The organism is Streptomyces griseorubiginosus, assembly GCF_017614965.1.
GTDB classification, from domain to species: domain Bacteria; phylum Actinomycetota; class Actinomycetes; order Streptomycetales; family Streptomycetaceae; genus Streptomyces; species Streptomyces griseorubiginosus_B.
Genome location: NZ_WVUG01000041.1, coordinates 33,654 through 42,245 on the forward strand (window position 1 = coordinate 33,654; position 8,592 = coordinate 42,245).

At 72.0% G+C, this 8,592-nt stretch carries 6 protein-coding genes; 2 read left to right on the forward strand and 4 right to left on the reverse strand.

The window, feature by feature from the left end; all coding sequences use genetic code 11:
* Positions 1 to 429 precede the first annotated feature (429 nt).
* Both GRC12_RS11140 and GRC12_RS11145 read left to right on the forward strand, forming a co-directional pair.
* A complete protein-coding gene (locus GRC12_RS11140; protein ID WP_208779039.1) occupies positions 430 to 1,650 on the forward strand; it encodes a metallophosphoesterase in 1,221 nt (406 codons plus the stop codon).
* 99 nt (positions 1,651 to 1,749) lie between these two features.
* The gene (locus GRC12_RS11145) at positions 1,750 to 3,645 is read left to right on the forward strand and encodes an SMI1/KNR4 family protein (protein ID WP_208779040.1); all 1,896 of its coding nucleotides are present in this window, start codon (positions 1,750 to 1,752) and stop codon (positions 3,643 to 3,645) included.
* Between the two features lie 212 nt (positions 3,646 to 3,857).
* Here the strand turns inward: GRC12_RS11145 and GRC12_RS11150 are convergent, their stop codons facing one another.
* The 4 genes from GRC12_RS11150 to GRC12_RS11165 form a co-directional block, all read right to left on the reverse strand.
* Positions 3,858 to 5,738, reverse strand: coding sequence for a DUF2264 domain-containing protein (locus tag GRC12_RS11150; RefSeq protein ID WP_208779041.1), 1,881 nt, complete (start codon positions 5,736 to 5,738; stop codon positions 3,858 to 3,860).
* Entirely contained in the window at positions 5,735 to 6,754 is a 1,020-nt protein-coding gene (locus GRC12_RS11155) for a hydroxyacid dehydrogenase (RefSeq protein ID WP_208779042.1), read from the reverse strand. Before GRC12_RS11155 ends, GRC12_RS11150 begins: the two co-directional genes overlap by 4 nt.
* 30 nt (positions 6,755 to 6,784) lie before the next feature.
* On the reverse strand, positions 6,785 to 7,648 hold the full coding sequence (locus GRC12_RS11160) for a carbohydrate ABC transporter permease (protein ID WP_208779043.1): 864 nt from the start codon (positions 7,646 to 7,648) through the stop codon (positions 6,785 to 6,787).
* Positions 7,645 to 8,592 (reverse strand): carbohydrate ABC transporter permease (locus GRC12_RS11165; RefSeq protein ID WP_208779044.1); only part of this gene is annotated, 948 nt, incomplete at its 5' end. The genes GRC12_RS11160 and GRC12_RS11165, both read right to left, overlap by 4 nt.

Here is an 8,592-nt window from a genome sequence, read left to right on the forward strand (position 1 = left end):
ATCGCCATGGCAACACCCATGCCCTCCTCCCCGCCGGCCGGATTGACTGAAGCGGCACGCTGCGCTGCCACAGCATCTGCGTGCGCTGGAGTCCGACGGAGATGTACATGGGCGGCAGCAGAACGCCCGTGACTGGATTCGGCTCCGCCCCGTCCAAAAGCGACTCGCGGACCGCGCCCCGGTCGGTGTGCTGCCGGCGGCCCATCGTATGGCGGCGGCCACGGCGGATCGCGGCATGTCACGGTCGTGCCTGGCGTAGGGCCGGTACGGACGGCTTCTGGCAAGGATCGACGGCCCCGGGCACAGCCATCATGCTGGTCATGGGCGCGGCGGTCGCGTGTGTCCGAGGCCGCGGCACCCCGATCGCGGCTCATGCCGAGGCCGACCGGATACAGTGCGCGAAAGGGCAGCCCGGTCAGGAGGGGAAGCGTGACCGACACCAGCGAGACCCGGCCCGCCGAGGGCGAGGCGCAGGCGCCGCGGCGGAGCGGACTGTACCGCCTGATGCGCTACCTGCCCCTGATCGCCCCCGTCCTGCTGTGGACCGTGCCCTGTGGGGTGCTGCTGTACGGCGGCCAGCACTGGCCGCTGCCCGTCACGCTGGCCGGCACCGCCTTGTTCGCCCTGGGCCTGGTCGGTATGCCGCTCGCGATGGTGCGCGGCCACGGCCGGCGCCAGCAGGACCGGATGGCGATCGTCGGGGACAGCCTGCTGGGCGGCAGCTGGGTTCTGTTCACCTGGTCGGTGCTGCTCGGCATCCTGCTGCGGCTCGCCCTGACCGTGGCGGGCGTCGGCGGGAGCCAGGACCGGGCCCGGATCGTCACCTGGGCCGTCCTCGCCGTGACCGCGGTCCTTCTCGCCTGGGGATACGCCGAGGCCCGCCGCGTGCCACGCGTGCGCCGACTCGACGTGCGGCTCCCGCGGCTGGGTGCCGGGTTGGACGGGCTCCGGGTCGTCCTGATCACCGACACCCACTACGGCCCACTCGATCGTGCCCGCTGGTCGGCTCGGGTGTGCGAGACGGTGAACGCCCTGGAGGCCGACGTGGTCTGCCACACCGGCGACATCGCGGACGGCACGGCCGAACGCCGCCGCGCCCAGGCCGTCCCGCTGGGCACCGTGAAGGCCACCCGGGCTCGTGTGTACGTCACCGGCAACCACGAGTACTACAGCGAGGCCCAGGGCTGGGTCGACCTGATGGACGAACTGGGCTGGGAGCCGCTGCGCAACCGTCATCTGCTGCTCGAACGCGGAGGCGACACCCTCGTGATCGCCGGCGTGGACGACGTCACCGCCGAGTCCTCCGGCCTGGCCGGCCACCGCGCGCACCTCGCCGGAGCCCTGGACGGCGCCGACCCCGACCTGCCCGTCCTGCTCCTGGCCCACCAGCCCAAGTTCGTCGACCGGGCGGCAGCCGCCGGCATCGACCTCCAGCTCTCCGGCCACACCCACGGCGGCCAGATCTGGCCCTTCCACCACCTGGTCCGCCTCGACCAGCCCGCCCTCGCCGGCCTCACCCACCACGGCCCCCGCACCCTCCTCTACACCAGCCGCGGCACCGGCTTCTGGGGCCCTCCGTTCCGCGTCTTCGCCCCCAGCGAGATCACCCTGCTGGTACTGCGCTCCCCACACCGGCCCACCGCGCCGTAGCACCGCACAGCACCGCGACCCTTCACGCGGATCACGCGTGGCCGCGAGCTTGCGGCTCGTGACGGGGCGTTGTCAGTGGTGGGTGGCAGCATCGGGCGTATGACGGACACCACGGGATTCGACTGGCGGTCCTTTCTGCTCAGGTGGAGCGAGGAGTGGGCCGATTCCCTGGCCGACGGCGAGACGCGGAGCCAGGACGACGAGGCCGCCCGGCAGGCGCGGTGGCTGGGGTTCCCGGCCGCGTCCCAGGAGCGGATCACGGCGATGGAGGAGCGGCTCGGCCGACGGATGCCCGCGTCGTACCGGGAGTTCCTGGCGGTCAGCGACGGGTGGCGGCATGCGGGTGGGTTCGTGTGGCTGCTGGCGGGGACCGAGGACGCGCGCTGGCACAACGACGCGTCAGGACTCGGGGAGATGTTCGAGGAGTACCTGGACGAGGACGCGGGGCCCGAGGAACGGCGGGAGGCGGACCTCTGGAGGCGCGGACTCCAGCTCGACGCCGAGTCCGACGCCACCTACGTCCTGATGGACCCCGAGGACGTGGGCGAGGACGGCGAGTGGGCGGTGTACACATGGGCGAGCTGGCGGGCCGAGCCACCCGAACGGCATGCGAACTTCCTCGAGTTCATGCGGGACATGCACCGGGAGTTCCACAGCCTGCGGGCCAACCGGAGAGACGGGGAGCCCGCGTTCGCCAACGCCACCACGCGAGAGTTGGACGCCCTGATGGACGAGGCCCGGCTGGAGGCGCTGCGCGGTGACTGGGAACGCGCCGCGAAGGGGTTGGACGAGGCCAAGGCGTACGGCAGACCGCGTGCCGCCGGACTGGGCGACCAGTTGCGCCGTCTGCTCGGACAGACCTACATGGTCTACTTCGACGGACTGGTGACGGACCCGCGTTACGCTCCCGAGCTGCTGCCGCCGCTGGTAGCCGAGCACGCGGCGCACTCGTACCGGGACGACTCCACGCTGCCCTTCCATCTGCGCGGAGCGGACGACGACCTCATGGCACTGGCCTACGCGACGCTGGAGCAGGTGAGGAACGGCACCTACCGGTACACGGCCGCGGGACCGTTCGGGGAAGCGGTCGACGCGGCACGGGAGTTGGCGCGCTGGGGGGACACCGACGGGGCGTGGCGGACGCTGTTGAGGGCCCTGCCGCTGTGGGAGCCGCTGGGTCCGGACCATCTGGCGCCGCTGGCCTGGGTGGCAGACCCGTTGCTGGGACCGCTGTTGACGCCTGAGCGGGGACGCGAACTGCTGTCCACGCCACGGGGTGGGCAGTCCGGTGAGGCGCCGGGTGTGAGCGCCGGGCTCGACCCGGGCGGCATGGCGTGGCTCGCGGAACCGGATCCGGGCAACAACCGCACGTCGTACCGGTTCGTCCTGGTGGAGGGCGTGGAGCCGGAGGAGCTGCCCGGACGTCTCGCGGACGCGGACGGCGCCGCGCTGAACGCACCCATGACCTTCTGGGAGGCGCGCCGCGCCTCTCTGCGCGACCGGCGCGAGTTCTCGTCGTACGACGACCGGGCTCTCATGGCGGTCGGCCGGGCCGGCACCGGGTGGAGTTTCGCCTTCGACGGCGACCCCGCTCCGTTCGCCGGGCAACGGTTCGTCTCACCCGCCGTGGCGGCCAGCGCCGGCACCCGCGCGGTGGTGGTGTGGAGCGGCCTGCGGACAGGGCACCGGGAGCCGTACTTCCATCTTTCGGTGGCGCGAGACGGTGCCGAGGAGTACGCGTTCACCTACGTAGGCGGTGAGATCCAGAAGGCCGGTGAGATACCGGGGCCGCTGGATCCGAGCCGGTTCTTCGGTGCTTGGCAGGGTGCGTCCGACGCGGAACGGGCGCTTCTGGAAGCGGTGGCCGGGGAGTTCGGTGCGTCTCTGCCACGGCATGCCATCGTGAACGGGCGGCTGCACACGTTCGCCTCCCGTTCCTGGACACGTCCGCCGAGGGACGGTGAGGCGTACATGGTGATCCGGGTGGGAGGGTAGGGCGGCCGGCGCGACCCGTTTCCGGGGTCAGCCGCCGAGTGCTACTGCGAAGGACGCCCCGGCCTCACCGGCGCGCAGTGAGTCAGGTGGCGAGGAGGATCGACCGGTCGGCGGACCGGCCGTGGGGGCCGCCGTACAGCACGCCGACCGCTCCCGCCGCCCACTGCCAGATCCCCGCAACGGCGGCCCCCGCGAGCAGGAGACCGCCGCCCCTACTCCACGAGCGACACCCTGAGCGGCTCCCACTCCACCCGTGTCCGTGCCCCGTCCCGCGCCCAGGTGATCTCCACCCGGGAGTCGCCGGCCTGCACACCGGAAACGGCTTCCGACACCGCGACGGGCTCCGTGGTGAGGGCGGCCAGGGACACATGGACGGTCGTGCCGCCCGAGCGGCCGGCCAGGCGAGGGATCTGGGCCCATGGGGTGTAGGCCGTTCCCTGGGGGGCGCGGATCGGGGTGGGCTCCTCGTCCCAGCCGTGCAGGGCGTGCAGTGCCGAGACGAGGGGCTCGTCCGGGCCGATGGCCCAACCGGTCTGTGTGACACGGCAGTTGGCGGGCGCGCCGAGGACACGGTGGATACGGAGTTCGTACGGCCCCCGGGCCACCGTCACGCTCTCCACCCGCAGCCCGGGCACCATCGGCGGGCCGGCGGCGTAGACCGGTCGGTGCCATGAGGCGGCCCAGCCCCAGCCGGCACCACCGCCCGCTCCCAGCGGACGGACGCGGCACCGGACGCTTCCCCGGCCGCCCACCTCGACGGACAGATGGTTGTCGGCGGCATTTCCCTTCGCCGTCGGTCCGGTGTGGGTCGAGTACGCCAGCCGCCCGTAGTGCGGATCGTCCGCGTCCGCCGAGTCGCCCTCGTGCGGCCGTACATGGTCGGTGCCGTGGTTGTGCAGTCGTACGATCCCGTCGGCGCGGGTCGACTGGAGCAGCAGTCCGGGGGCCGGCAGGGCGAGGACACGGTCGGCCGTCTCGACCGGCGCGGGCTCCTCGGGGGCGGTCCACAGCGGATGGTCCGGCGGAGCGAGCAGGGCGACGAAGGCCTTCGAGGCCCAGTACGGCGAGGAGGGGCCGGAGTAAATCTGCAGGGTCGCCTCGTGCGGGCCGTACCAGCCCAGGCTCAGCAGGCCGTCCTCGGTGAGGGCGCCCCGGTCCAAGAAGTGGCGCAGGCTGCCGCTGATCAGGCGACGGGAGGTGCCCGGGGTGAGCGGTGTGTGGCCGGTGACGGCGCCGAGGCCGACGGCGGCCGAGGCGGCGAAGCGGTAGGTCAGTGAGCGCCCGTAGTGCAGCGGCGCGCCGTTCGCGGCGAAGAACAGGGAGAAGGCTTCGAGGTGTTCGCGCAGGCGGGCGCCGTACACGCCGTCGTCCGTACCGGCGAGATGCGCGTCCAGGACCGGGTACAGGTGCAGGGCCCAGCCGTTGTAGTGGTCGAAGGCGCGGGCGTCACCGTCGGTGTACCAGCCGTCGCCGACGTACCAGCCCTCCAGCAGGTCCCGTGCGCGCTGCCGTACGGCCGCCGTCTCGGCGTCGCCGCGGCCCACCGACTCCAGGAACCCGGCGACGGTGTAGGGGAAGAGGTACCAGTTGTTCGGCGCGGGCGTGTGCCGCAGGGCGCCGCGCAGCCATTCCTCGGCGCGGTCCTGGACGTCGGCGTCGAGGTTCTTCCACAGCCAGGGCGCGGTCAGACGCAGGCCGAGCGCGATCGACGCCGACTCGACCATGGGCTGGCCCTGGACGTGGTGGTCCAGGATGAGCGGCCAGGACTCGGTGTCGTCGCGGCCGGGGGTGCGGGTGCCTGCGGTGAGGCCGCTCGCGTAGCGCTCCAGCCAGCCGTGCGGGTCGGCGCCGTCCGCCCCGGCGACGCGGAAGGCGGCGGCGAGGAAGGTACGGGCGTAGCCCTCCAGGCCGTCGGAGCGCACGCCCGAGCGGGAGGGCCGTCCGGGCAGGTCGAGCAGGGCGCTGCCCGGGGTGCTCCACCGCCAGGCGGCGGCCAGCAGACCGTCGGCGACGGCCTCCCAGTGGGCTCGGGTGTATCCGGTGTACGGGCTCGACTCCCGGTCCTCCGGGGGAAGTGGGAAGGGAAGGGTCATGCCGTGTACGCCAGCCTTTCGCGTCGTACGGGATGCAGGAAACCGGCGCCCGCGGCCCAGCGGGCCGTCTCGGCGACGGCGAGTTCGGCCAGGCGGCCCCATTCGTTGCCCTGGGAGCCGGCCAGGTGCGGGGTGATGAGTACGTTGTCGCAGTCCCACAACGGGTGTTCGGACGGCAGGACTTCGGGGTCGGTGACGTCGAGGACGGCACGGATGCGGCCGGCCCGGGCGGCGTCGGTGAGGGCGTCCTGGTCGATCACCGCGCCGCGTGCGGTATTGATGAGGACGGCGCCGGGGCGCATCGCGTCGATCAGGGTCCGGCTGACCAGGCCGCGGGTGGCGGGCAGCAGCGGGGTGTGCACGCTGACGGTGTCGCTGCGCACGAACAGCTCCTCCAACTCGACGCGTACGGCGCCGAGTTCGGCGGCATCGGCATCGGTGACGTAGGGGTCGTGCAGGAGGACCTCGACGTCGTGGGAGCGCAGCAGCTCCATCACGCGGCGGCCGGTGAGGGAGGCGGAGAGGATGCCGACGGTACGGCGGTGGTTGCCGACGGTGCGCGGGGTGCGCAGCCAGGGGGCGCGGACCCGGGTGGTGTGGTACTCGCGGGCGCGCTCCAGGACGTGTTTGCCGGTCAGCAGGATCATGGCGAGGGTGTACTCGGCGACCGGCAGGGCGTTGGCGGCGGCGGCCGAGGAGACCTCGATGCCGCGGTCCCAGCAGGCGTCGGTGATGTGTGCGCGGACGCTGCCCGCGGTGTGGACCACCGCACGCAGCCGGGGCGCCGCCGCCAGCGCGGCCGCGTCCAGCGGCGGACAGCCCCAGCCGGTGATCAACAGGTCGACGTCGGCGAGGACTTTCCGGGCGCGCGGGGTGGTGAGGTCGTCGAGCGCCGGGGGTGGGGCGAGGTCGCAGATCGCGGCCAGGGCTTCGAGGGACTCGGGGTCGAGGACGGCCGCGGCCGCGTCCCGGGACATGGCGAGGGCGGCGCGTGGACGGAACGTCGAGTCGGTCATGGGGGCGCGTGAACTCCTCAGCGAGCCGGTCTACTTGACGGACCCCGCCGTCAGTCCGCTGCGCCAGAAGCGCTGCAGCAGGACGAAGGCGAGGATGAGCGGGAGGACGGCCAGCAGGGAGCCCATGATCACCACCGGGTAGTAGTCGGGCTCGACGGTGGCCTGACTGTTCCACGTGTACAGGCCGAGGCTGACGGGATACAGGTCCTGGTTGGAGAGCATCACCATCGGGAGGAAGAAGTTGTTCCAGATGGCGGTGAGCTGGAAGAGGAAGACGGTCACCAGGCCGGGACCGAGCATGCGCAACGCCACCCGCGCGTACGTGGTCAGCTCCCCCGCGCCGTCGATGCGTGCGGCCTCCAGGACCTCGTCGGGGACGTAGCCCTGGCTGAAGATGCGGCCGAGGTAGACGCCGAAGGGGTTGAACAGGACCGGGAGGAAAACCGCCCAGAAGGTGTTGACGAGCCCGGTGCAGGAGGCCATCAGGTACAGGGGCAGGGCGAGGACGGTCTGCGGGACCATGACGGCCGCCAGGACCAGCCCGAACAGCTTTTCCTTGTGCCGGAAGCGGTACTTGTCGAAGGCGTAGCCGCAGGCCACGCTCACCAGGGCGCCCAGCGCGGCGCCGAGGACGGCGTACAGCAGGCTGTTGAGGTACCAGCGGCCGTACTGGCCGCCGTCCATGGCGAACAGGTCGTGCAGGTTCTGGCCGAAGGAGAAGTCCTTCAGGGACAGGATGTTGCTGCCGAACAACGCGTCGCGGGTCTTGCCGGCGGCGAGCACCAGCCAGAGCACGGGCAGCAGGGTGTAGAGGACGGAGAGGGCGACCACGACGTTGACGGTGGCCCGGCCCAGCATCCTCGGACGCAGCAGGGTGGTGTCGGCGGCGCTCATCGGGCCTCCGTGCGGTCGAGCCGGCTGGTCCAGCGGGTGACGGCGTAGGACAGGGCGATGGTGCACAGCAGCAGGACGACCGAGGCGGCGGCGGCCAGGCTGTAGTTGTTGCGGGTGAAGGCGGCGTCGTAGATGTACATGCTCGGCGAGAAGCGGGAGCTGATCATCGGCGAGGACTGGCTGAGCAGCATCGGCTCGGTGAACAGCTGCAGGCCCCAGATCAGGGTGAACATGGCGACCATGACGACCGAGGCGCGCACCAGCGGGGTCTTGACCTGCAGTGCCGTGCGCACGGGTCCCGCGCCGTCGACGACCGACGCCTCGATCACCTCGCGGGGCACGGCCTGCAGGGCGGCGTAGAAGACCACCATGTTGTAGCCGAGGTTGCTCCACAGGGCGATGTTCACGATCGACGGGAGCACGGTGTGCAGCCCCAGGAAGTCGACCGTGATGTCGGCCTTGGCGAACAGTTCGACGACCGGGCTGATGCCGGGCGTGTACAGGTAGAGCCAGATCAGGGCGGCGATGATGCCGGGCACGGCGTGCGGCAGGAACAGGCCGAGCTGGGCCGAGGCCCGCAGCCGTACGACGCCGGAGTCCAGCAGCAGCGCCAAGGCCAGGGAGCCGATCACCATGAGCGGGATGTAGACCAGGCAGTACAGGGCGACCGTGCCGAGCCCGGACAGGAACGTCGGGTCGGTCAGGACGGCCGTGTAGCTGCGGAACCCGACGAAGATGGTGCGGGCGGTGCCGAAGCCGAGGCCCGGGTGGTCGTCGCCGTAGAAGCTGAGGTAGACGGCGGTGCCGACCGGGATCAGGAAGACGGTCACCAGCAGGGCGAAGAAGGGCGCCATCAGGACGCCACAGGCGCCGAGTTGACGGCGCCGGGCCGCCTTGCGGGTGCGGTGGGCGGGGGCCGGCGCGGTGCCGGTGAGTGCGGCGGG